The sequence below is a fragment of the Nonomuraea sp. NPDC048881 genome (genome assembly GCF_040649795.1).
GTDB lineage: Bacteria > Actinomycetota > Actinomycetes > Streptosporangiales > Streptosporangiaceae > Nonomuraea.
Genome location: NZ_JBEZGC010000004.1, coordinates 102842 through 127029 on the forward strand (window position 1 = coordinate 102842; position 24188 = coordinate 127029).

Annotated in this window: 21 protein-coding genes; 10 read left to right on the forward strand and 11 right to left on the reverse strand. The window is 67.8% G+C overall.

What is annotated here, in order from left to right:
* Positions 1-245: 245 nt before the first annotated feature.
* The 3 genes from AB0C33_RS15550 to AB0C33_RS15560 all read right to left on the reverse strand — a co-directional run bounded on the left by AB0C33_RS15550 (position 246) and on the right by AB0C33_RS15560 (position 2640).
* Complete coding sequence (locus AB0C33_RS15550) at positions 246-503, reverse strand: helix-turn-helix domain-containing protein (RefSeq protein WP_358287793.1); 258 nt, start codon at positions 501-503, stop codon at positions 246-248.
* A 293-nt stretch (positions 504-796) separates the two neighbouring features.
* Positions 797-1738, reverse strand: a complete 942-nt coding sequence (locus AB0C33_RS15555; protein WP_358287796.1) for a DNA methyltransferase — start codon at positions 1736-1738, stop codon at positions 797-799.
* On the reverse strand, positions 1738-2640 hold the full coding sequence (locus AB0C33_RS15560) for a hypothetical protein (RefSeq protein WP_358287799.1): 903 nt from the start codon (positions 2638-2640) through the stop codon (positions 1738-1740). Before AB0C33_RS15560 ends, AB0C33_RS15555 begins: the two co-directional genes overlap by 1 nt.
* A gap of 632 nt (positions 2641-3272) precedes the next feature.
* Here AB0C33_RS15560 and AB0C33_RS15565 point away from each other — a divergent pair.
* From AB0C33_RS15565 to AB0C33_RS15610, 10 genes are all read left to right on the forward strand, one after another.
* A complete protein-coding gene (locus AB0C33_RS15565; protein WP_358287801.1) occupies positions 3273-3686 on the forward strand; it encodes a hypothetical protein in 414 nt (137 codons plus the stop codon).
* A gap of 352 nt (positions 3687-4038) precedes the next feature.
* On the forward strand, positions 4039-4935 hold the full coding sequence (locus AB0C33_RS15570; protein ID WP_358287804.1) for a hypothetical protein: 897 nt from the start codon (positions 4039-4041) through the stop codon (positions 4933-4935).
* A gap of 305 nt (positions 4936-5240) precedes the next feature.
* On the forward strand, positions 5241-5642 hold the full coding sequence (locus AB0C33_RS15575) for a pilin (protein ID WP_358287807.1): 402 nt from the start codon (positions 5241-5243) through the stop codon (positions 5640-5642).
* Between the two features lie 248 nt (positions 5643-5890).
* Positions 5891-7342 (forward strand): hypothetical protein, encoded by a 1452-nt coding sequence (locus tag AB0C33_RS15580; RefSeq protein ID WP_358287810.1) that lies wholly within the window; start codon positions 5891-5893, stop codon positions 7340-7342.
* A complete protein-coding gene (locus AB0C33_RS15585) occupies positions 7342-8313 on the forward strand; it encodes a PrgI family mobile element protein (RefSeq protein ID WP_358287813.1) in 972 nt (323 codons plus the stop codon). Before AB0C33_RS15580 ends, AB0C33_RS15585 begins: the two co-directional genes overlap by 1 nt.
* Positions 8314-8380: 67 nt before the next feature.
* On the forward strand, positions 8381-10165 hold the full coding sequence (locus tag AB0C33_RS15590; protein WP_358287816.1) for an ATP-binding protein: 1785 nt from the start codon (positions 8381-8383) through the stop codon (positions 10163-10165).
* Complete coding sequence (locus AB0C33_RS15595) at positions 10162-12726, forward strand: hypothetical protein (protein WP_358287819.1); 2565 nt, start codon at positions 10162-10164, stop codon at positions 12724-12726. Before AB0C33_RS15590 ends, AB0C33_RS15595 begins: the two co-directional genes overlap by 4 nt.
* Positions 12727-12851: 125 nt before the next feature.
* A complete protein-coding gene (locus AB0C33_RS15600; RefSeq protein WP_358287821.1) occupies positions 12852-13808 on the forward strand; it encodes a replication-relaxation family protein in 957 nt (318 codons plus the stop codon).
* A complete protein-coding gene (locus tag AB0C33_RS15605) occupies positions 13805-14776 on the forward strand; it encodes a C40 family peptidase (protein WP_358287824.1) in 972 nt (323 codons plus the stop codon). Before AB0C33_RS15600 ends, AB0C33_RS15605 begins: the two co-directional genes overlap by 4 nt.
* A gap of 209 nt (positions 14777-14985) precedes the next feature.
* The gene (locus AB0C33_RS15610) at positions 14986-15717 is read left to right on the forward strand and encodes a hypothetical protein (protein ID WP_358287826.1); all 732 of its coding nucleotides are present in this window, start codon (positions 14986-14988) and stop codon (positions 15715-15717) included.
* Positions 15718-15801: 84 nt separating this feature from the next.
* Here AB0C33_RS15610 and AB0C33_RS15615 read toward each other — a convergent pair whose 3' ends face one another.
* The 8 genes from AB0C33_RS15615 to AB0C33_RS15650 form a co-directional block, all read right to left on the reverse strand.
* Positions 15802-16239, reverse strand: a complete 438-nt coding sequence (locus tag AB0C33_RS15615) for a hypothetical protein (RefSeq protein ID WP_358287828.1) — start codon at positions 16237-16239, stop codon at positions 15802-15804.
* Positions 16236-16784, reverse strand: a complete 549-nt coding sequence (locus AB0C33_RS15620; protein ID WP_358287831.1) for a hypothetical protein — start codon at positions 16782-16784, stop codon at positions 16236-16238. The genes AB0C33_RS15615 and AB0C33_RS15620 overlap by 4 nt, the downstream gene beginning before the upstream one ends.
* A 65-nt stretch (positions 16785-16849) precedes the next feature.
* Positions 16850-17446 (reverse strand): hypothetical protein, encoded by a 597-nt coding sequence (locus AB0C33_RS15625; RefSeq protein WP_358287834.1) that lies wholly within the window; start codon positions 17444-17446, stop codon positions 16850-16852.
* A gap of 448 nt (positions 17447-17894) precedes the next feature.
* On the reverse strand, positions 17895-18347 hold the full coding sequence (locus tag AB0C33_RS15630) for a hypothetical protein (protein WP_358287836.1): 453 nt from the start codon (positions 18345-18347) through the stop codon (positions 17895-17897).
* A gap of 202 nt (positions 18348-18549) precedes the next feature.
* On the reverse strand, positions 18550-19554 hold the full coding sequence (locus tag AB0C33_RS15635; protein WP_358287839.1) for a DUF932 domain-containing protein: 1005 nt from the start codon (positions 19552-19554) through the stop codon (positions 18550-18552).
* Between the two features lie 246 nt (positions 19555-19800).
* Positions 19801-20970, reverse strand: a complete 1170-nt coding sequence (locus AB0C33_RS15640) for a hypothetical protein (RefSeq protein ID WP_358287842.1) — start codon at positions 20968-20970, stop codon at positions 19801-19803.
* A 1431-nt stretch (positions 20971-22401) separates the two neighbouring features.
* On the reverse strand, positions 22402-22578 hold the full coding sequence (locus AB0C33_RS15645) for a hypothetical protein (protein WP_358287845.1): 177 nt from the start codon (positions 22576-22578) through the stop codon (positions 22402-22404).
* A gap of 168 nt (positions 22579-22746) precedes the next feature.
* Positions 22747-23826 (reverse strand): BTAD domain-containing putative transcriptional regulator, encoded by a 1080-nt coding sequence (locus tag AB0C33_RS15650; protein ID WP_358287847.1) that lies wholly within the window; start codon positions 23824-23826, stop codon positions 22747-22749.
* Between the last annotated feature and the right edge of the window lie 362 nt (positions 23827-24188).

Here is a 24188-nt window from a genome sequence, read left to right on the forward strand (position 1 = left end):
CGTAGACGTCCGGCAGCAGCGCGCTCCCTTCCCAGCGTGTGCTGCTGCCGGACCCAGGGGCTCCAAAAAGCACCTGTTACGGGGTCACACCTGCCAGGCGCCTCATCCCTTTCTGATAAGGCCTCCTTCCGTTGAAGAGCAGGGAGAGGGTGAAGACCGGCCAGTCGTGCGGCTCTTGAATGTGGTGCCCTTGGCGACTCTCGGTACCTTCGCCACCATCTGTTCCGGATCTTTGACCATCGTGGTCATCCGTCCCAGCCTGCCGGGCGGCTGTCGTTGCCGCCCCGGGTAGTGGGTTCAAGAAGCGCCCGCAGCCCGCGCACTGGCACCGCGTACCGGCCGCCGATGCGCAGCACCCGGCACGGGAGCTCGCCTGCTTTGGCCAGGCGATATGCCTTGGTGCGGCCCATCCCGAGTAGCCGTCCGGCCGTCAGCAGGCTGACTACCTCCGGCCGTTCAAGGGCCTCGGTCGCCTGGGGCTGGGCTGGGATCGTGCTAGTCATGCATGACCTCCGTGACATTGATGAACAGGAGCCGTGGTGGGCCACGCGGGATGCGCAGCCGCTGTGACCGTGGCGGGCTGCGGTGAGCGCTACGCCACCGGCCCGGCCCCGACCGGCCCCTGCTGGAGGGACCGCCGTTCATGGACGGGCGGCCACATCCCTAGGCATATGGGTCTGGCGCGGGACGGGCTGATGGTGGTGCTATCGACGCTTACCTTCATGGCACGCACAAGCGATATCCCCAGGTCTACGCCCATGGCCAGGATCAGGACCGGGACGCGGGATGATCCGGGCTACTTCAGCTCGCGGCCGTCTCGAAGACTGGAATCCGACTGAGCTGATGCCGGAGCCGATTCCTGCTGAAGACTCTGCAGCTTCTGCGAACTCATGGGCTTCGCGACTCTCCGGAACACCAGCAGGTCCTCGTGCGCGACGGCGTGGATGGGCAGGCCGCGCGCCCATGCCTTGCGTGCTTCATAGAGCTGGAAGAACGACGCCCGGTTCAGCAGGTGGCCATTGCCGAGGCCACACAGCAGGCACACGATCCGATCGGCGAACACCAGACCGGCGCCCTCGGCCACCTGGTGGACGTGACCGGGCAGGTCGATCAGCTCGCCACGCACCCGGTATGGCCGCACGGTGATCGCCGCGATTCCGCCCGGACGCAGTAGTTCCACGCAGCCGGCCAGGATGTGGCCGAACCCGTCCAGCAATGCCGGGAGCTGCTGGTGGGCGAGGTTGCCGCGGTCGGTCGAGTAGTGGTGGTTCCACTTGCGCACGCCTGGCTCTCCAGTGTCGCGGGTAGAGCGGATGTGCCCATGCGTCACCCCTCCGTACGGCGGGGAGGTCAGCACCAGCGCCGCCTGCCCGGCCAGATCCGGTAGCAACCGGGCGATGTTGCGAGAGTCCCCGACCACCACTCGCCCGAAACCGGACGCCCCCTGCTTCTTGGCAAAGCCGAGGTTCGCGACAGCCAGGCGCGCCCATTGCTCCTCGTACTCCACGCCCGCGCCGTGCCTGTCGAGATGGACGGCTTCGACCAGAGTGGTGCCGATCCCGCACATCGGGTCGACGACCAGTTCGCCCGGCCGGGTGTAGGTGGAGATCACGCGGGCGGCGATGGAGGGCAGCATCTTTCCCGGATGCCGCATCGACTCCGGCACGTACCGGCCCCGCCGCTGCACCCGCGAGGGCTGCTGCCCGGTCGCCCAGACCGACGTTGTCACCTCGGCCATCAGCGCTCACTCCCAGCCTGCGCGATGGAACCGGTGGCGGCCTGCGAGCCGGCGCTGCCCGCGGGCGGCGCCTGCCGTCCGTGCGGCTCGGGTAGCCCTCTTGGCCGCGTGAACAGCAGCACGTCCGAGTGCACCCGGGCGCTGGCCGGCAATCCGGCGCACTGCGGCAGGTCCGGCAACGCGGCCAGGCCACTGTGCGAGAGGTCAGGTTCGATGCACTCACCACGAGCAGAGTCCCGCAGGGCGACGATGTGCTGCAGATACACCAGCCCCACGCTCCGGGCTTGGGTGATGATCTTCGGCATCGGGTCGGCCACATCGCCTTGGCGATGCAGGCCGGTCACCACAGCCAGATGCCCGTCCGGCTTCACCAGTCTCGCCGCCGCCGCGATGCCGTGCGGCCTGGCCTCATCGTGCGAGCTTGCCTGGCCCAGGCGCCGACCCGGCTGGCCGCAGATCTGCTCCGTCACCACCAGCCCTGCGCTCCTGATGAGATCGGCCAGCGGCGCCTCGTCGTCCTTGTGTTCGGTGATGCGTAGATCGGTGACCTCCAGGTCGTGGGCGGTGTGGGTGCGTGCGAGACGAGTCCAGGTCACGTCCGCACGAGCCGCGTCGGTGAAGACGGCCACCGGCAGGCAGCCCGCCGTCAACGCGGCCGAGACCAGCTGGTGATCGCCAGCGCCGAGATGGACCACCGTCTCGCCCAATCGAGCGCAGGTGGCTATGAGGTGACGGGCCAGCGGGCCGCTGACCGGATGGCAGCAGCCCGCCGCGCAGGCGGCGATGGATTCGGTGTCGGCTGCCGCCAGCCAAACGGTCAGCGGCAAATGCCCCCGTGAAGGGTCCTGGGCCTCGCGGCTCATACAGAGTTCGCGGAAGGGATTGATGGTCGTTGCGGACATGGACGAAGAGTTGGCGGTGGTGGAGGTGGTGGTGATGGCCGGTTCAGTCATCTGGGTGTGGCCCAAGTACCGGGTCAGCGGTCCCTGTCACTGAACCAAATACCGGACTGATGGCCGGAGTTAGGACGGGCCGTCAAGCAAAGGTCCGGCAATGTCGGCCGCTACCGTCCAGCACTCGCGACCTCCTCGGCTCGGTCTCCCCTGCGGATCCGTCCACAGCTTGCGGGCGATGTTTCCTCATCGGAGGCACTTGCCAGCCATCGAGGCAGTCACGGACCCGAAGGCGCACGTTCCGCACGCCAATGAGGCAGTTCCCCTTCTGCGTTCATTCGATCATGCAGATAATGATGCGGCATATGGGTCGGACACTGATGTAGCTCTGGCCCGCTCGGTGGTGTGCCGGCCTGGCCCCTTTCCTTGCCGGGCCAGCATCTTTATGTCCTGCCGTGGCCGACAAGCACACCGCTACTCAGATACGTTTTCGCAGGTCACAGCGTTTCCGTCCAGGCCCTGTACATATCTCGGACACTGCCTGTCCTCAGCTTTCACCTGGGTTGACCATCGTTGCTGGGCAGCGTCGGCCTACGCTGAGAAGACACGGGCCCAGGCCGTGTCAGCGGGAGGTGGTTCGCGTGTCGAGCCGGAAGGACGAACTGGCCCAGCGCCGCTTCGTGAAGCTCGTCGACCGGATCAAGGCGATGATGGCTGCCGGTCTCAAGCCGGAGTACCGCGGCTTCTATGGCCAGCTCATACTCGACCAAGAGGCGGTCGCCGAACTGGGAGAGCTTGCCGACATTCGGCGAGCAGCGCGAGCGGCCGGACGTCAGCTCGGTTGGCATGTGCGCACCCATGCCGCCCACAACGGAACCCTCTTCGTCATCGATGACCGCGACCCTCCCCGGGAGATCCAGGAGCTGGCGGGACGCCGCGCCGCTGACGCCGTCTCTGCCGTCATCTCCAGCGGCATGGCCGAGGCTCGCATGCTCCGCACCGGCGCGCCCATCGCCCTCCCCAACCGTCCAGACAGCGCAGGCGTGGATCTCTGAGCAGCCGACGGCCTGCCATGTCCTCAACGGCGCTTACCGCCGAGCTACGGGACCAGGCTCGGGACCGCCCGCTTGGCTCAAGCTTGACCTAGGAGTTTCGCCCCCATCCCGTTACCGCAGGTCACGCCGCTTTTCGGACGGAAGAGGTGCGGAGTGCGACCTCGTGCCGGCCAGCGCGCAAATGCGCCACTTCCTTACGTCTTCGCAGGTCATCCGTAGTTCGGCGACATGATCCAAAACAGACTTGATCTTTGCTGTGCCCGAAGTCTGATCATTTCCTGCCCGGTTCTTGCCCAGGGCCCTTGGCGGGATAGCGACGTCCGAACCGATCTCGTCTTCCGGGAGCGTCGCCATGTCTCAGCCTTCTTCGATCCGCCTGTCTTCGGACATCGCCAGCTCGACCGCCAACAAGACGGACCTCCAGCTGTTCCCCTCCGATGTCGGCGACCTGTCCGGCACCTCCTGCCGGTCCGTTACAGACCTTCCCGTCTCCGGCCTGGCCAGCTCGCTGGCGCTGGACGTGGCCGAGCACGCCTTCAACCTGCTCATGCGCGGCCCGTCCCCGCTGTCAGTCGACGGCGCCGCGCTCGGGCAGGGGCTCCCCGCCCGGCCGATCCCGATGAACGAACTGCGGGCGATCCTGCTGCACCCGTCCTGCTCGCGTACCACCCGCGACCACGTCTGGCGGCACCTCATCGACCAGGCCCGCACCCACCGAGGAGCATGGATGGTCGCCGCCGTCGCACTCGCCATCCCAATGCTGCGCCGCCTCGCCACCACGCTCACCGACAAGATCTATCCCGGGCAGTCTGGCCGCCTTGCCCGCGCCGATCGGGAGGACCTGGAAGCCGAAGTGCTGGCCGCCTACATCGAGGCCCTGACTCGGGTGAAGCTGGCCTGGTCGCACCCGGTACTGCGGCTGTCGCGGCTCGCCCAGTTCACAGTTCTGCGCGCCTACGCTTCGGAACGGCCCGGCCTGCTGGCCGATCCCGATCTCATCGACCGCCCCGACGAGCGGCAGCATCCGCTCGCCTATCCGGCCGGTCACCCCGACCTGCTCCTGGCTCAGGTGGTCGCCGACGGGGTCATCACTGAACTGGAGGCGGAACTCATCGGGTTCACGCGGCTGGAGGACGTCTCGCTCAGCTCCTACTGCCGGCGCCGCGGCCTGCTCTACTGCACCGCGCTCAAGCGCCGTCAGCGCGCCGAAAACGCCCTCTACCAGGCCCTTCTCAAGCACAACCGGTAGCAACGGCATCGGTGTCGACGTGAGACGAGCAGCAAAGCGTGCGCAAAATCCGCTGGCTCCGATGTCCTAACTCGACTCTTCGGCCTGGTCTTTAGCCAGTTGAGAAGGCAGCGCGGAGGGCGTCGGTCCTCGGCAGCGGGCCACCTGGTCACCGGTCCCTGTCACCCGGCCCAGCCCAACGCTTCCGCTCTTGAAGGAGGACGCCCATCCGGCCCCGCAGCCGACCGGCACCTCCGCACTGCCCTCGCCCTGCACAACCACCCGCAACCGCAGCTCGACCGCACCACCGCACTGGGAGGTAGTACATGATCCGCCCGCGACGCACCACCTCATCCCAGACCCACAGCCTCAAGATCTTCCTTGTCGTCCTGGTCGTTCTCGGCGGCCTTGTCGTAGGCACCCTGCTCGAATACGCCATCGCCCATGCCGCCGCCTACGCCACCAGCCTGACTCTGGCCAGCACGGCAGCGGCCCCGTCCTCGCTGAACGCGGTGATCGACAATCTGCGCAACGTCATCGTCGGCCTGCTCGTGGCTCTGGCCACCCTCTTCCTCACCGTCGGCGGAGTCCGCTACATCCTGGCCGGCGGCGACCCCGGCGAGGTCGAGGCCGCCAAGAAGACCCTGCGCTACGCCGCCCTCGGCTACGGCATCGCCGTCCTGGCACCCCTTCTGGTGACCATCCTCAAGGGCATCGTCGGAGCCTGACGATGCCGCAGCTCCCACGCCTCCGGCCGCTCCGGAGGCTGCCCTGGCCGGCCATGGCCCTGGTTCTGGTCACTCTCCTGACCGGGCTCGCCGCCACCGCGCCAGCACACGCAGACCCGGCACCCACACCAAAGCCAGCGCCGTCGCCTTCCGCCGGCCCGCCCCTCTCACCGCAGGTGACCTGGATCCCACCAGCCCAGCAGTCGCCGCCGTCCTCGCCGCCCACCGGTGTGCAGGAGTGCGGGTGGATGGACATCGGATGCAAGATCAATCAGGCGATGAACGGCTGGTTCACCCGCCTGGTGACCGACGCGATCAACCCGGCCTTCGTCCTGGTAGGCAGCGTCCTGCTCGCCGCCCCGCCGCCCAAGCTGCTGGAACGGGTTCAGGAGCTGTCCGGCCACGTACGGCTGGTCGCCAACGCGCTCCTGGGGCTTATGGTGCTGGCAAGCGGTGTGATCGTGATGGCTTACGGCAGCGCCCAGACCTCCACCACACCCGGCGAGGTCATCCCGCGTCTGGTGGTCGCGGTAATCGCGTTGAACACCTCGCTGACCATCTGCCAGTACGCGATCGAACTGGCCAACGCCGTGGTCACCGCGCTGCTCGGCGACGGGGTCGACGGGCAGCGGGCCGGGAACCTGATCGCCGCCAAGGTCGACGGCCTCATCAAAGACCCCAGAGGCACCCTGCTCTTTCTCGTGCTGCTGGTCGGCGTGGCGGCATTGATGGGTTTCCTGCTCGCCTTCATCGGCATCATCCGGGTCACGCTGCTGCTGTTTCTGATCATCGCCGCACCACTCGCTCTGCTGTGTCACGCGCTCCCGCAGACCGAGGGAATCGCGAAGCTGTGGTGGCGGTCCTTGTCCGGTCTGCTGGCCATCCAGATCCTGCAGGCCCTCGGCCTGATCCTGGCGTTCAAGTTGTTCCTCACCGACTCCGCCGCCGCTTACCCGCTCAGACCCGCAGCCCCAGGCACAGGCGATGCGGTAGAGGCGCTGGTGAAGCCCACCGCGAACCGGGCTCTGGACGCGCTCATCGTGATCGGCGTCCTGTTCGTGCTGATCAAGATTCCTGGCTGGGTGGCCAGGACGATCTGGCAGCAGGGGCAACCCAACATGCTGAAGCGGCTGATCAAGGCCGTAATCGTCTACAAGACGCTCGGCGCCGCCCGTGCCCTGGGCAAAGCCGGGCGCACAGCCACCTCCAAGGGTGCTGCGCGAGCCGCGCACCGGCGCGGCAGGCCATCAGGTCGAGGCCGCCCCAGCGGCCCCCAAGGTCCACGAGCGCGCGGGCCCCGCCGCCCCGGCCCACGCACTCCACCCAGCTCATCATCGGGAGCCGCCATGCCCGGCAGCACGCCCACCTGGCAGCAGCTTGCACTGCCGCTCAATCTGCCGCCCCATGCAGCAGCGACGCCGACACCTGGAGCCGCATCTACCCCCAGCAGGCGAAGCAGGCAGGGCAAACAGCTCACATTGCCCTTCCCTGTCACCCGCGTACCACCCCCACCCACACCACCCTCCGCGGCCACCGCGACGACAGCGCGGCCCTGGATACGGCCCCACCTGCCCTGGGTTCAGGACCGGCTTCCTGGCATGCCCACCCGTGCCCCCCGCCCGGGCCAACTCCGCCTGCGACTCGATCCGCCACCTCGCCGCATCCCGCGCACTGGTTGTCAGCAACGATGGGAGGGCTGATGAGGCACGAGGCCGAACCGCCGCCGCTGTTGGCCCGTATCCCCTCCGACATCAACCAGCCGGACAAGATCGCGTACGGGCTCACCTTCCGCCAGATCCTCGTCGTCACCCTCACTGGCGGCATCGCTGCCGCCATCTACTACCTGTTCCACCAGCTACTGCCCGTCGTCATCCTGGCTTCCATCCTGCTCCCTCTCATCGCCCTCGGCATTACGGTCGCCCTCGGACGACGCGATGGGCTGAGCCTGGACCGGTTCGCCTGGACCGCGCTGTCGTTCGCCTGGGCTCCGAAAAGGCTAGTAGCCGCTCCTGAGGGGATAACCGAGCCGCCCCGGTGGTGCCGCCTGCGGGGCAAGCTGCCCGCACCGCTGCGGTTGCCGGTACGGGCGATCCGCACCGACGGTGCACTCGAACTCGCAGACGGAGGCGTCGCCGTGCTGGTGGAGACCAGCACCCTGTCCTTCCACCTGCGCACCACCAGCGAGCAGGGCGCGCTGGTAGGCGCGTTCGGCCGATGGCTGAACTCACTTGAGTCTCCCGTGCAACTTCTGGCCCGCGCCCGGCCTGCGGATCTGTCCGACCTGATCCAGAGCATCGAGCATCAGGCAGACGAGCTGCCGCATCCGGCGCTGGCTCAGGCTGCCCGCGAGCACGCCGGCTACCTGGCCGAGCTGAACACCTCGCGTGAGCTACTGACCCGGCAAGTGCTCGTCGTGTTCCGCGAGCATTCCGCCACCAATCGGGGACGGCGCCCGGTACGACGCGACGCCTCGGCCGCGGTCGTGTTGCGCAGGGCCGCAGAAGCCGAACGCAGCCTGGCCGCACTCGGCATCGCCACCCGCGTCCTGGACGCCGAACAAGCCGCCCAGGCACTCACTGAGTGTCTCGACCCCGGCAGCTGGCATCCGCTCGGTCAGGCCCTCCTCGATGAGCCGATCTCCGCGACGGCGCAGACCCACACCACCTCGTGAGGAACACGTGAGATTTCACCGCCATCTCCACGGTCAAGACTCTGGGACGCTGCTCCACCCGACTGCTGTGCAGGTCGGTGTGCGGTCCGTCGCCTTGCCCAACGCCGTCTGCGCGTCGTTCGCCGTCGCCGGATACCCGCGCGAGGTCGGCGCGAGCTGGCTCGAACCCCTGCTCACCTACCCCAGCCACCTGGACGTGTCCCTGCACGTTGAACCCATCCCGCAGCAGGTCGCCGCGATGCGGCTGCGCCGCCAGCTCGCCCGCCTGGAAGCAGCCAGCCGCGCCAACGCCCAACACGGCAGACTTGCCGACTTCACGGCCGAGGCCGCCGCCGACGATGCCACCGACCTGGCCGACAGCCTCGCCCGAGGGCACGGCCGCCTGTTCAAAGTCGGTCTCTACCTCACCATCCACGCACCCTCGGAGCCGGAACTGGCCGCCGAGGTCGAACGCGTCCGGGCACTCGCGTCCTCGCTGCTGCTCGATGCTCAACCGGCGACGTTTCGTGCCCTGCAGGGCTGGACCACGACCCTCCCGCTGGGTGTTGACTCGCTCAACGCGACGCGCACGTTCGACACGACCGCGCTGGCCGCCGCCTTCCCGTTCACTTCCCCTGACCTGACGACTGAAGCCGGAGGGACAGGGGTCCTGTATGGCCTGAGCGCCACCAGCTCCGGCATCGTCCTGTGGGACCGCTACGCCCAGGACAACCACAACTCCGTCGTCCTGGCCCGCTCCGGCGCGGGCAAGAGCTTCTTCACCAAACTCGAAACCCTGCGCCTGCTCTACCAAGGGGTCGAGGTCGCCGTCGTTGACCCCGAAGACGAATACGCCCGCCTGGCACGAGCGGTCGGCGGCACCTATGTGCACCTCGGCGCGGCCGGAGTGCGATGGAACCCCTTCGACCTGCCCGTCAATCAGGGCCCTCGTGACAACGTGCTGTCGCGTCGAGCAATGTTCCTGCAGACTCTCATCGCCACAATGCTCGGCGGGCAGCTCACCGCGCAGATGCGGGCTGTACTCGACTCGGCGATCATCGCGACCTACCAGGCGGCCGGGATCACCCGCGACCCGGCCACTTGGACTCGGCCTGCGCCGCTGCTCACCGATCTGGCTACAACCCTTACCAAAAACACCAAAGCAGCCGGTTCCGTGGAGACGAAACTGGCGGCGCAGCTCGCCCCCTTTGTCTCCGGCTCCTACCGCGAACTGTTCGACGGCCCGACCACCACCCAGCCAGCCGGACACCTGACCGTCTTCTCCTTGCGTGACCTGCCTGAGGAGATGAAGGCGGTCGGCACGCTACTGGCGCTGGACGCCATCTGGCGGCGAGTGGCCAACCCGCGCAACCGCAAGAAGCGCCTCGTCGTCGTGGACGAAGCCTGGCTGCTGATGAAGGAGCCCGAGGGGGCCCGGTTCCTGTTCCGAATGGCCAAGGCTGCGCGCAAGCACTGGGCCGGGCTCGCCGTCGTCACCCAAGATGCAGCCGACCTGCTCGGCTCCGAGCTTGGGCAGGCGATCGTGGCCAACGCCGCCAACCAGATCCTCCTGCGCCAGGCACCGCAGGCCATCGGCACGGTCGGAGACGCCTTCGACCTGACCGACGGAGAACGCCAGTTCCTGCTCACCGCCGAGCGCGGCGAGGCGCTCCTGGTCGCCGGCCCCGCCAGCCGAGCCGCCTTCCACGTCATCGCCTCTGCCCGTGAGGTCGAGCTGATCACTACCGATCCCGCCGCCCTGGCCGAACTCGACCAACACAACCCACCTCCAGCCCGTGCCGGTCACTCACCGGCCCAGACCGCTTCCAGCTTCCCGGGCGAAGACCACGACGAGGAGAGCGACCCGCTGTGATCACCGCTCCGTCACCTCACCTGGACGGGTCGTGCCTCCTGTGCGGGATCGACGACCGCGATGTCCAGACCACGCTCGACTTCCTGGCCGAACTCCCCGCCCACCTGCCCCAACTCGCCCTCGCCTACGGGCCCCGTCTCGCTGCGGCCCTCGCCGTCATTTGGTCCATGGCCGCCGCCGCACGCTACGTGCTGGGCTGGCTCCACCACATCGATATGGCGCCCGAGGCCCAGCTCATCGAGATCGCCAGCCCGCCCCGCAGCGACCGCGAAGGGGCCGTAGTGCTGTGGCGGCAACTCGTCGGCCTGCTCCGGCCGGCATGGAAACGCGCCTTCACCGGTCAGCCGCACCTGGTGTGGGAGTACCACGGCAGCGACGCCGGAATCCGCGTCCGCCTGTGGGTGCCAGGCTCGATCCCTCCCGGCATCGTGGAGAAGGCCATTCACGCCGCATGGCCAGGCGCGACCACCACCACCAGACCCGCCACCCCACCCTTCTCTGAGGGCACCAAGGCCACGGGCGGGCGGCTCGTGCCAGCCGCACCTGAACACTTCCCGCTCAAGACCGACCACAGCCACGACCCGGTTCGTTCGTTGCTGGAAGCCATGAGCGGACTGCGCGAAGGCGAACACGCTGTCGTACAGATCCTGGCCCGGCCCACCACCGGCAAACGCCTGCGCCACGCCTACCGGGCAGCCGCCCGCCTGCGTGGAGGAGGCAGCCGCAACAGCCTCGGCCGCGTCTTCGACGAGATCCTTCCCCTACCGTCAGATACGCGAGGCCACCACCGCGCGAGCGAGCTGGCCCGCGAATTCCCCGAACGCGCCGAACAAGTCCGCGCCATCCTCGCCAAAGCCGGTCAACCGCGCTACACGGTCGCCATCCGCTACGCCGTCGCCACCAGCCGCGAACCAGCCTCCACCGGCCTTCCGGCAAACAGTCCGATGAGCACCCGCCACGACGGCATGGGCTCCTCTGATCTGGTTCGCGGATGGCTACGAGGTCAAGCACACACCCTGGCCGGCGTCTTCGCCCTCTTCAGCGGCGGCCACCAGTACCTCCGCCGAGCCCGCCTCTGGCTCCCCCGTCGCGCGGTCAGCTCGCGCCGCCTCGACAGCGGCTACCTGCTGTCCGTCGACGAGCTGGCAGCACTGGCGCACCTGCCATGGGACATCGACGCTCCCGGCGTCACCCGCGCCGGAGCCCGCCCCATCGCCCCGTCCCCGGCCATACCCCGCGCCACGGCCGGAGGGACGGCCCGCGTCCTGGGCGACGCCGACAGCGGCCCCCAGCGGCCCGTTGCGTTGCCCGTGGCCGACGCACGCCATCACACCCACGTGCTCGGCGGCACCGGCGTCGGCAAATCGACTCTCCTGGCCAACGTCGTGCTCGCCGACGCCCACGCTGGGCGAGGCGCCCTGGTCATCGACCCGAAAGGCGACCTGGTCACCGACATCCTCAACCGGCTCCCGAAGCGAGCAGTCGGCAAGACTGTGGTGTTCGACCCGCAAGACCCCGCGCCGCCGCCCTCGATCAATATCCTCGCCGGACACGACCCCGCCTTTGCCGTCGACTCCGTCGTCACCATCTTCCACCGTTGCTTCTCCACAGCCTGGGGACCGCGGGTGGATGACCTGCTCCGCTCCACCTGTCTCACCCTCACCCGTGTCCTGGGCCGCAAGGCGACCCTGGCCGATGTGCCCCGGCTGCTGACCGACTCGGCCTTCCGGGCCCGGACCATATCCAAGCTCGGCGATGAGCTGCTGGAAGGGTTCTGGGACTCCTACGAAGCCCTCACCCCCGCAGGCCAGGCCACCGTCATCGGCCCGGTGATGAACAAGCTCCGAGCCGTCCTGCTACGTCCGTTCGTCCGGCAGGCGCTGGCCAGCCCGGACACCACAGTCCCCATCGGCAGGCTCCTTGACCGAGGCGGACTGATCCTGGCCCGGCTCCCCAAGGGCATCCTCGGCGACGATGCCGCCCGGCTGTTCGGCTCCATTTTGCTCGCCCACACCTGGCAAGCCGCCACCCGCCGCTCCGAGCTCCCCGAAACGGACCGACCCGACGCCTCGCTCGTCATCGACGAGTGCCACAACTTCTTGAACCTGCCCGGCCACATCAACGACGTCCTCGCCGAGGCGCGGGGCTACCGCCTCTCCCTCGTCCTGGCCCATCAGCACCTCGACCAGCTCCCCGCCGACCTGCGCGAGGCCCTGTCCGCCGACGCCCGCAACAAGATCTACTTCAACGTATCGCCCAAAGACGCGGGCGACCTCAAGCACCACACCGCACCGTTGATCAGCCCGCACGACCTCACCCACCTCGGCGCTTACCAAGCCGCCGCCCGCCTCATCATCGACGGCCAGCAATCCTCCGCGTTCACCCTGCGCACCCGCCCCTTGCCCGCTGCGGTCGAAGGCCGGGAGACGGAGATCCGGCAGGCATCCCGCGAAGGATTCACTGCCTCGAAGAACGCCGCTCATTCTCATCCGCGCACAGACCGCGAAGGCCGCCGCGCCTCCAGCCGCGACCCGCGCTACGGCGCACCATCCACCGGCTGAACCACACCCGCCTCACTGACCAGCCACACGCTCACCCCGCAGATACGAAAAGGCCCGCCATGCCGCAACAGTCGTGCGCCTGCTCCAACCAGTCCACCACCCGATCAACCCGCAAGGAGACGCCCATGAACGTGCTCCCCATCCCGGCCGGACAGCCCCGCCTCGACCGCGCCGCATTGCCCGCCCTGTCAGCGCGGCTGACCCCTCGCGACCACGACATCCTCACCTACCTGCACCGGCACCGTGTACTGACCACTCACCAGATCCAGCGCATCTTCTTCGGCATTCCCCAGTCCACGCGCAAGCGAATGAACACCCTGCACCTGCTCAACGCCGTCACCCGCTTTCGGCCCTGGGCCGGATACGGCGCAGGCTCTGCCCCCATCCACTGGGTACTCGGCAAGGTCGGAGCCGCCGTTCTGGCCGAACGCTGGGGTATCAGCGTCAAGGAACTCGGCTACAACCCTGACATTTCCATCGCCGTCTCCTCCCGCCTGAACCACCAGGTCGGCGTCAACGACTTCTTCTCCCGCCTCCACCACCAGGCCCGCCATGCCTCAGCAGAGCCCGAAGCCGCAGCCGAGGTAAGGGCTTGGTGGTCTGAGCAGCAATGCGCCAAGCTCTGGGGCGACCTGGCCCGTCCCGACGCCTGGGGCCAGTGGCGGGAGAACAGAAACGAGATCAACTTCTTCCTCGAACACGACACCGGCACCGAAACCCTCAAGCGTGTCGCCGACAAGCTGCACGACTACCGCAACCTCGCCGACGCCACCGGCATCAACACCCCTGTGCTGTTCTGGCTGCCCAGCGCCGCTCGCGAAGCAAACCTGCGCAAACTACTCACCGAATCGGGCATTCCGCTAGCCACCGCCGTCCACACCAGCGACGGGGACGGCCCCGCCGGGCCGATCTGGCTCCCCCTCGGAGCCGATGCGCATCCATCCCGGATGCGGCTCGCCGACCTTGCGGGCGCTTGGCCACACCTACCACTCGGCCGGATCCACGACCCATCCGGCACGGACCAGCCGCACCCTGAACTCGCCACCATGCCTGCCGTCCGCGTCGGAGACGAACCGAGGTGAAGGCCGCCGCGGCCGGCGCCGCCCTCCTGCTGCTCGTCATCTTGGCCCTCATCGCAGCCGCCACCAGCCTCCTGAGCACCTCCGGGACGCCCGGCGTCGTCTGCGCGACCATACCCGCGACGACGAGCAGGCCGGAGAGCAGCCCGGTCGCGGCCTCAGCTCCGGCGCCTACGGCTCTCGACCTGGACGCCGATCAGCGGGCCAACGCCTCGCTCATCGTCCAGACCGCGATGCAGCGGGGTCTGCCCGTACGAGCAGCCGTCATCGCGGTCGCCACCGCCTTGCAGGAATCCCAACTCCGTAACCTGCGCTACGGCCATCTCGACAGCCTCGGCCTGTTTCAGCAACGCCCGTCGCAAGGCTGGGGAACACCCGAGCAGATCCTCACTCCCCGCTACGCCACTGGCACCTTCTACGACCGCCTGGTCGAAGTGCCCCGCTGGGAGCAGATGCCGCTCACCAGAGCCGCCCAAGCCGTTCAGCGCTCTGCCCGCCCTGACGCCTATGCCCAGTGGGAGCCGCTCGCCCAGCGCACCGTCGACGCCCTGGCCGGGACTTGCGCCCCGCTCATCCCTGGCGAGCAGATCGCCGCTGTACTCGCCTACGCCCACGCCCAGCTCGGCAAGCCGTACTTGTGGGGGGCCGAGGGACCTGCATCCTTCGACTGCAGCGGTCTAACCATGCGCGCCCTTCAAGCCGCCGGGATCTCGATCCCCCGTGTTGCCGCCGACCAGTGGCGGCACGGCCCGGTCATCCCGCTCGGCCAGGAACAGCCCGGCGATCTCGCCTTCTTCCGGATGGAAGCAGACGGCCCCGGACACGTTGGCATCGTCCTCGGCAACGGCCAGATGATCCACGCACCCCACCAGCACACCGTCGTCCAGATCGGCACCTACCAGCGCGGCGACCTGATCGGGTTCACCCGCCCGGCTGCCCACCCTGTCACTGGCCAACCCGACCCACGCTGACTGCATGACCCACCACCACGTACAGCCCTAACGCGGCCATGGTTGCCCTTCACCGCCCCCGCCCTGCCTTGGCATGCTGCCTGGCCGGGCGTGCCCCTGCCGGGCAGCGTGAGCTGCTCATTTCTTCCCTGAACACATAGTCACAGATAGCGATGTGACCGATACTGTCCGGCAAGGTCTCTAGCCGACCCGGTGAAGGAGACACCTCCATGTGCGCAGTCCGGCTCGCCCCGTCCCCGCTCATCGTCAGCCTCTCCTACGACCTCAACAACCCGATCAAGATCCGAGCCAAGCACAAGGTCGCCGGCATGCTTCTGCTCGACCGAGACCACGCCAACCGCCTCGAACGGGGCTGGAACGTCCCCGGCGCCTATATCCTCCTCGACCGCCCAGACGCCGAGGGCCGATGGGGAGCCTACGTCGGCAAGGCCACCACCCCTGGACTACGCCAGCGAGTCCTCCAGCAGCTCAAAGGCCGGAACCACTGGTATCGGGCCCTGCTCATACGCTACGAATCCAACGAGGACGAGACGCTCAACAGCAGCGAAGCCGGATGGCTGGAAGGCCGCCTCTACGACCACCTCGCCAACGCCGGGCAAGTCGACCTGCACAACCGCAACCGGCCCCAGGACTCCACCCTGACCGACGACGACGAAACCAGTCTCCTCGACTACCTGCTCCCTATCGAATCAGTGCTCCGCCTCATCGGCCACACCCTCCACCCGCGCACCCCCAACGCCCCGGACGGCGGCGGACCCCTCGTCGAAATGGCCAACCCTGTGCCAGAGAAGCCCGAACCCTACGTGAGCGTTTTCGGGTATGGGCCCAACCCGTATCTCCTGCAAAATCCAACACCTCAAGCGCTACTGGAGCGGTTCGAGCTGATCAAAGCAGGGAAGCATCCTCGAATTGTTGAAGCGGACTCCACCCGGCCGATGTGAGCCGGTGGCGCAGGAGGTATGCCCCGCCCAGCGCACTAGGGATGTGCTGGGCGGGGCATACCTCCTGCGCCACCGGGTCAGGCACTACACGATGCAGCCCTGCCCCTTCTCCCCGCCGTGCATCCTGCAGGCGAGCTCCTCCTCGGCCGTGAGCACCACGGCGTACAGCTCGGACACTTCGGTGGTCAGAGCCTTGTACAGGCGGTGCCAGCCGTCGATGATGAGCATCCCGCCGTTCGGGACCGTGGCCATGATCAACGGCACGGACAGGTCCACCTGAGCGGCGTGCTCGCGGTTGATCGCAACCAACCGGAGCATGCCCGCCCATTCATTGGGTTCGATCCGGACCTCGGCTGCACGGTTCCGGGTGAGCTTCTTGGCCGTGGTGATGTCCCATCGCCAGGCCATCATCTGGAAGGACTCCACCCGCGAGCTGCCCCCACAGCCCGATGCGAGCGGGTGCGTCGAGGAGACCTCCGGCACAGTGGGGATGGGTTCGCCGGTGGCGGCGCTGTCGCTCATGCCTTTGCCTCCGGCCCGGCCGAGCTGCTGGGAGCCTGCTTCACGGAGGAGGCCGGCACGAGTGTCTTGACTTGAGCCAGGAAGGTTCGAGCCGCGTCCTGCCGGATGAGGGCCAAGGCCCGGTCGAAGTGGGCCAGGGCGAGTTCGTGTTCGCAGTGCAGCCCGAGGGCACGCACCATTCCAGCGGTGTCAGGGGTGGTGGTGTCGTCGTCCAGGTAGGGACTGACCCAGGTGACGAACCTGGCCGTTGCATGAGCCGGGGTCAGGCCCCGGCCGCCCCGGGCGTGCTGGATCTGCCGGTCGACGAGCAGCCACCAACCGGCGAGCGTTTGCGCGTGCAGGATGTCGTAGAGCACCTCGGCACTCAGCCGCTGGCCCTGGCTGAGCCGCCGTCCGATGGTGTCGGCGTTGTGCTGCCGCATCTGGCGGGCCTGCTCGATGATCACCTCCACCGACGGCGCTTCACTGTGATCGGGGCCGGAAGTGGCGGCGGTACCGGTGTCGGGTGCGGGGATCGGGGCATCGGGGTGCTGTGGATTCCGCATGGAATTGTCCCTTCGTCGGGTGATGACGCCAGCGCTGAGACGCGCTGACATGGCTGGTTGCAGATTCACAGCGCGTCCGCCGTCGCTGAGGGAACCGCCGGGAGTACTACCGGGTTCGGGGGCGTGCTGGCGGGGTCGTGGTTGTCCAAGGGCATCCCTGAAGCCGGAACATCGGCTCCATCACCGGACTCGGCGAGGTGCTGGATCAGGAGCTGGCCGCTGGCGGTGAGGAAGTCGCGGGCGGCGATGCGTGAGGCGTGGGCGAGGGCATGATCGAACAATGTGCCTGGCAGGGCCGCCGGAGGTTCTCCGGTGAGGTAGTGGCGGGCCCAGGAGCGCACCCGCCGCAGCGCGTGATCGGAGGCCAGCTTCTTGCCGGTGATCTCCTCATCCACCAGATCCCACCAGGCTCGCGATGCCTGGGTGTAAGCGGCGGCGAACAACTTCTCGCTGGAAAGCCGTCGCCCGTTCTGCAAGGTGAAGATCGCCTTTGCTGCCGCCGTGTAGAAGGCGTGGCGGGCAGCGGTGATCTTCTCGGCGATCAGCCGATCGAACGGGTGCCGCTCCTGCCCGGCTTGGTTCCCGCCGATGTGCCAGGCGGGGGTACTACTGTCCGCTTCCCCAATCGGGGGCAGAGGGCCGGACTGGCGGTGATGATCCATCGCGTGTCTTCCTTTCGTCGAGTGATCGTGAGGGGTGGGGGCTCATGGAGTGGCCGCCGGACCAGCGGCTCGGGTTCGCCAGGCGCGCCAAAGAGGCGCAGGCCGGGCAAGTGGACGATGGGCGGCTGGAAAGCGCCGTGTCGGATACGGCACACGCGCTCGTCGATGACGAGAGACGCCGCGCGGGAATGGAAGCGCGATCAACGGCCACCCGGCTCTGCGCGAACCCGCGCCCGTGAAATCCTGGTCGTCCGCGCCGCCTGCGCAACCGCCTCGGCCTCGTGCTTCTGCTCCGTTCGAGTCGGGGTTGAGAGAGACCAACACCGCCCACCGTGCCCACCGTGCCCAGCGAGACGGGCAGACTGCTTGGTAGCGGCCTGGGACCTCGCGATCACGTGGGCCCCTTCCCAGCCCGTCTGCTCGATCCGGGAACCGCTCTCCCACGGCGTCACGAACGGTCGCCCTCGACCGAGGACCGCTCGATCCCGGGGATATCGGTGTCGGCCGGACGAACGCCGTGCTCGATGGGGAGGGCAATCGCCTCGGCGAGCTTCTCGGTCGCGTCCAGAAAGGCACGCGCGCCGCCCCTGCGGGACTCGGCCATCGCCTGGGCGAACATGCCGCCGTTGTTCACCGGGCGGGCGTTGATCAGCGACTCACGTGCCCGTTGCCGCACGGTCAACAGCGCGGTCCCGCCGTCGAGCGTCTCCTCGCAGCCGTGCGTGAGGTCGGTGACCTGCTGCCACCACGACAGCCGCTGGTAGGCGTAGGCGATGCGGCCCAGGTCCTTGTCACCCAACGTGCCTTCATCATCGAGGGAGACGATGCGGCTGAGGGCCTCGCTGAGTTCCCAGCGGGCGGCGGTGGCGTAGTGGCTGACCAGGTCTTCGAGTCGTCCCATGACGGTCTCCTTCAGTAGTGGTGGATGACGTACGTGGGGCGGGGTACCGGACGGTCGGGGTGCCCCAGCCCCAACCGGCCACTCGTCGCCTGCCGCTCCCGTGATGATGGGGCGGGCGGCCTTCTGTGATCGGTTGTCGGGTTAGTCCGTGTGGGTCCGGTACGGCCCACGTCGGAGCCGGACCGGACAGCGACGTTGTGGGCTACGCGGAAACCAGGAGCCGGAAGGCGCGCGCCTTGATCTTGGCGTTGTCGTGGTCATCCAGCAGGGCCCGCTCGGCCCGCACCGCCGCCACGTCGCGGTTGCCGAATACCGGGCTCCTGTGGTCCAGCCGCTCGGTCACCGCGTTGTACGCGGCCCATCGCGTGTTCCGGATCGGTTCCTGAGTCGGGGCCTGCGCGAACAGGTACTCGAGCTCCCGCATCGTTAGGTCGTGATTGCGCTTGGCCAGGTCCTTTGCGTCCGAGGGAAGCGGGTGGAGCCGGTTGGCAAACTGACGGAACTCCTTCACACCCATCGGGACCGCGAGCAACTTCTCGGCCTCGGCCGCGAAGGCTTCCCCGTGCTTCCAGGTCAGTTTCAGCGCGTCGCGCGCCTCGGCGATGCGCCCGGCAACGTTGCCGGTGTGCCGGACAGTGAACTTCGAGGCGTGGTTGGCGAGCGCGGCTCGTTCGGTGTTCGCGCACACCACCCGGACCGGGGTGGCGACCGTGACGAACGAACCCCATCCGTCATGCCGGGAGAACGCGGCGAGGTACAGGTCGATCTGATCGAATCCGCCGACCATGAGGGGCTCGGGCAAGCGCATGGTGACGAACACCCGGCGTCCGCCGTTCAGCGAGCCGCCCGTGGCGAAGATCGCCCCGGACTCGTCCACCAGCGTCTGCAGGAAGCCGGTCACGTCCTCGTTCTGCAGGACCTGATAGTCCCTGCCGACACGGCCGAGGCGCTCAGGTCGCCCGGTGACCGGGTTGGTACGCACCACGAGGAAGTCCTCATCGGTGACGACCGGCTGGCCGGTGACCGGATCGGTGACCTGACCGACCGGCACCTTACGCACGTTCCACCCGGCCAGCTGGGCGTTGGACAGGAGTTCCTCGGCGGTCATCGGGCCGGGCGCGGTGTAGCCGAGCCCGTGCCAGCCGGGCTTCCCGGCGGCGGCGAACCCGGCCGAACCGTTGGCGAAGATCTCGATCTCGTGAGCCATGACAGCTCCTCTCTTTGAGCATGCGAAACAGAAGTGATGACCGAATGGGCCATGGGTGGGGTGGGGTTCCGCCGTACTGGGGGCTGGTGCGCCGGTGATCAGGGGGCCAGGCGGTGTTACCGCCCAGCACGGGCCGGGGTTATGCCGCACATGCGGCGGCGTTGTGGTGGGCTCGGAGAGCCCTGGGTCGGGGCCATGGGACCGGGGCGGGCGGGCCGGTGGGGGCGGCCCGCCCTCACGCCCGGCTCAGTCGCCGTAGGTGTCGGCCTCCTCATCGGTGTTGACGGCGGGCCGGGCCGTGGGGGCGAGGGCGAACCGCCGGGGCCGTTCACATGTCAGCACCGCATCCCCGAGGTTCACGAGGCGGTCCAGGGCGTTGGCTACCGCGCCGGAGGAGGCGTTCAGAACCCTTCCGATCTCGTAGGGGGTGAAGTCCTTGTCCGGGAACTCGATCAGGTGGGCGTGCACCCGATCCCGCAATGCCCCCGGCCGCGCCGCACTCCCCGTACCCGCGCCACTGGCGCAACCCGGCCGGGTGGCCGGCACCGCGCGGGTCGGCGTGACGGCGGTGCCCGTCAGCACCGCCCGCGCGTTACGGTGTACCGAGGCGACCTTCGTCATCGCCATTTCCAGGCACCCCAACGCCATCACGGCGTTACCCTCATCGTTCGCCAGAATCACCCCGCCGAGGAGGCTTCCGATCTCGGTGAGCTCAGCTCTCACGAGTGCCCACATCGGATCGTCCACCCCCGGCTCGGACACTGGCTGGGATGCGTCCATGTCAGGGATCGAGTCGAGTTCGCCGTTCGTCCCGCCGGACCCCTGATTGGCTGCGCCGTCGGCGATCAGGTTCTCCTCGCCATCGGCCGGGTCTTCCGCCGGGGCGGCATCATTCGAATCGATGGCGGCCGGGAGCGCCTCCTCCTCGGATGCGCGCACCGTGTCAGCGTCCGGAGTGTCCGCATCCAGGGCGGGGGCTGCCTCAGGCGTGACACCCGGCGTCTCCGGGGCCGGGGCCGGGGCGGACGTGTCGGCCGTGCCGGTCAGCTCGGTGCCGGTGGTGATCGGAAACCACCGGTCCGCCGCCCGGCCGCGTGTGGTGCCGTCGCTCACGCCCGGCTCACGGCGGGCGCGACCATCGGCCTCGAACTCGTTGAGGATCTTGCCCGCCGCCATCCGGCTCAGACCGGCCGCCGCCCCGATCATCGTGGCCGAACCGCCCGGCTCGGCGCTCAGCGCCGCCCACACCGCCGCTACGCGAACATCGGTATCCGGCGCGGGGACGGCGTTCGAGGCGTCAGCGTCGGCCCGTTCAGGAGCCGTCAGGGGCGCAGCGTCGGCGTGGGCAGTGATGGCGGTTTCCGTGTCATCGGAAACATATTCGGTAACAGTCATTTCCGGGATGTGAATAGCCATTGCGCGATGCCCTTTCCGGTCGCATTCCCGGCCCGGTGCGGCCGGTGTTTTGTTTGCATCACGACCATCCCTCGCGCATCACCCAGGCAGCAAGTCGACCGGCCAATAAATTCCGTCACCCCAACGGCTGGAGAGGCTAACCTAATGAAACAATGGCTGACCTGCCGAGACAACTTCCGAGAAGGCGGCCGGATCGACTTGACACCAATGACCTGCCCGACTCTTCACGCATTTCACCGGACAGCGGCAACAGCACCCCGTTGCCCAAATTGGGCTCGAAATAATCTGCGAGCCGTGTGCGCATTCGGTTGACATCGACGCAGTATCGAGCGTCAATGGAACTAGGTGGAAAACGTCGCCAGCAAACGCGCGCGGCAACACGTAAGGAAAACAAAATGGGACCATTCCCTCTGCTACCCGCCCACGCCACCACCCGCGACACCCACTGATGTTGCCGAGCTGATCGCCGCTCACATCGCCATCCCCCGCTACAGACACCACGGGTACGTCTGAGAAACGCCGACAGGCCCGCCACCGCATACCCACAGCGGACAACCCAACGGCCCGAGTACGTGCCGCACATGGGCGGCACGTGGGCCCGTACACACGGCCGTCAGTCCACGGCAGTACCGCCGTACCGAGTCGAGGCGGACGACCGGACCCCAGGTGGCTCCCTCAGGCGCAGGAGCTGCTCGCCGCTCACGACGAGGTCACCGCAGCGGCTGGCCTTCGGCGAGGCCGACTACAAGTTGCTGATAAAGAGAAGTGATGGCGAGATACACCAGAAGCGGCAGAGCAGGGCGCGAGCAGCATGGACAGCCACGAGGCGCATGCACACATATTCCCAGGAGTCGTCTTTAGACGAGTCGGGCCGTCCACCGCCGCAGCCGAAAACGGCTTGACCTGCAAGAATGAATTCTCCAAGGCCTAGCGGTCTTAATCGCGCAGGCGAACGCTATCCCAATTTCCAGTGCGGAAATCTGCCCCCATTCGCGTACCAGCTGACGGCCTGCACCGGTCTGAACCAAAGACGCCGGCGTTGGTTTGCCTCGTCCCCTACACGAGGCAAACCCACCCCAGCCCGTCCGCCCAGCCCCACCACACCGCGCCTACGGACGGACCGTCGGACCGGTATCTACGCCCACCTGCACTCCAGGTGTCAAGTCCGCACCCCACCACCGTGATCAGGCCGTCGACTCCAGGCTTCGACGACCTGCGGTAGCACCCGCCGCCACGTCACCGACAACCATGCGAACGCCCCGGCGATCACCCCATGCGGAGACTGGAGCTCCTCATCAGAACCCGCCTACCGTCCGCTGGAACCCGGCAACGGGCTCCGCGCGCATCCCGCGCTGAACCACGAAGAGACCTGAGCCCATGTCAGGCACCGGATATCAGACACTGCTCGATTGCCGCCGCCGCGGCCGATATCTACGCCAGCACAGCTTCACCACTGACCAGATCGCCGTCATCCACGGCCTGGACCACCGTGCCACCCCATTGCGCCTCTACCGGTACACCGTCGGGCTCACCGCGGCGCAGACGATCGACGCCTTCCACCGCCTCGCAGGCACCAACGGCGCCGAACTGCGCGAGTCCCGCCTGCATGACTATGAGAACTGCCCGCAGGCAGGCCGACGCCCATCGGTTGCCACCCTGCGCCTACTGGCCCGCATCTACGGCACTCACCCCGCCCATCTGCTCACGGCCGAGGTTTGGCCACACACCCCATGCGTGACCGACAGAGTCTTGGCCACCATGACTGGGAGCTGTCAATCACCCGATGAAGCGCTGGTAGATCTGCCGGGCTTGTGCACTCGGCCGCGCGTCGATTTCCGCCAACCGTTCCGTCAGCTGCTGGAAAGTCACCTCGAAGGCGGACAATCGACCGAGATCCCCCTGAATCATGAGGATCTGGCGCCACAACACCTCGTTGTAGGGATCGATGCGGTCAACCGCCAACGTCAGCACATCCAGCGCACGGTCCGGGTTCTCCGGTCGCTCGAGGTCGACCAGTCGCAGAGCTCCCCGAACTGCCTGTGTCGCAGCAGCCTGGCGTGGAGAAATGCACCAGGCGTCATCACGATCCGCCAGGAGGGGCCCCTGGTACAGGTCCAGCATCCGTCGCAACGCCTCCCGACGAGCGTGCTCGCCGGACGCGGAATTGGCTTGAACGCACGCCTCTTCGAACTGCCACCAGTCCACGTCGAAGTACGCCGCAGGCAGCCGGCGCCTCTGTCCTGTCTTCACCACGAACTTCACATGGGCTGCAAGTCCCGTCGCCTGCCGCATCGTCGCATTGATATCGCGCACCGCTGTGTCCAGGCGGCGGGCGCCTCGCTCTTCGTCCCCTGGCCACAACCGCTCGACCACCGACTCCGACGAGGCGCCATCCTTGATCGTCGCGAGTAGGGCGAACAACGCGCGGCCTTCCGCACGGCCGAACGACACCTCCCGTCCAGCCACCATCACGCGCGCCGGTCCAAGTACGTACACCTGGGCCAGGGCTGCCGAGCCCGCGACTGTCGGAGGTCCTATTGCCCCCGATGCGGACTCCGAAATCGGCGAGGCTGCCGCCGCCGTTTCGCGCCGCGAGGGCAGTTCCTGTGCACTGGCCTCTTCCTGAGTACCCGTACTGACCGTGGCGGCACCGACAGTTGCAGTAATGAGTTCGCGACCAGGGACGAGGCCGTCCTCGCGCTGTATGTCTACTCCAGGGACCGCGATCAGCGGGACGTTCGGCCTGCCCCTCCTTCGGGCCCAATGGACCAGAAGCCCGGCCAGCAGCATCACCAACAAGGCGAATGCGGCAGCCCCGCCCAAGACCGGCCAGGAGTCGGTCGAGGCGGTATTCACCGACTCGCTGCCTTGAGCAGATCGGGAAGGCAGGGCGGGCATGGGTGCAACACGCGTGCTGGCCGGAGCAGGAGCCGGCACGCCGGAAGCAGAAGGCTTGGGCCTTGGATGAGCATGCCGGCGCCCACGGGGCGCGTGCGAGTACTTGTGTCGTGCCTTCTGGGCGTTCAGGGAACTCATCGGATGTGGTCGCACGACCTGCCCAGGCGACACCTCTACTTCGGCCGGATGATGACGGCGAGCGTTCAGTGCCGGCTCGGCTGCTGGTCGCTGCGTTCTGATCGGATGTGGAGCGTCCCGGGTTACCGTTCTGCTGGGTGATGGCTGCGGCCTGGCCCGTGGCCTTTCTGCTATGTCGCGTT